This is a genomic window from Mesorhizobium sp. M8A.F.Ca.ET.181.01.1.1, from assembly GCF_004792025.1.
In the GTDB taxonomy this organism is placed as follows: domain Bacteria; phylum Pseudomonadota; class Alphaproteobacteria; order Rhizobiales; family Rhizobiaceae; genus Mesorhizobium.
Map to the genome: position 1 here is coordinate 1 of NZ_SRTV01000128.1, position 344 is coordinate 344.

The 344-nt window shown below is 66.9% G+C and carries 1 protein-coding gene; it reads left to right on the forward strand.

All coding sequences use genetic code 11. The features are described 5' to 3' along the window. Positions 1 to 344: flavin reductase family protein (locus EN824_RS33885; protein WP_135933193.1), on the forward strand; the 344-nt coding region annotated here is incomplete at both ends.

Consider the following 344-nt stretch of genomic DNA (forward strand, 5'->3'; position numbering starts at 1 on the left):
CCGAGAAGTCAGCGTCAGTGGCGTGGCAACGCGGGCAGACCGGCAATCCGATGAACGAAGGGTCGGTCGCGGTGTTCGATTGCGGCATGGAGCAGCTGATCGATGCCGGCGATCATTCGATCCTCATCGGCCGCGTCCGCGACTTCCAGCACAATTCCGCGCAGCCGCTCGGCTATTGCCGCGGCGCCTACATCACGCCTGGCCTCAGCCAAGAGGCGCTGGCCGCCGCCCAGCCCGGCACCGATGTCGGCGCCATTCTCGAAAATGGCGGCCGCATCCTGTTCCTGGAAACGACGGACGGCTTCCTCGAATTGCCGCGCGGCCGGGGACTGGGCTCGGCAAGC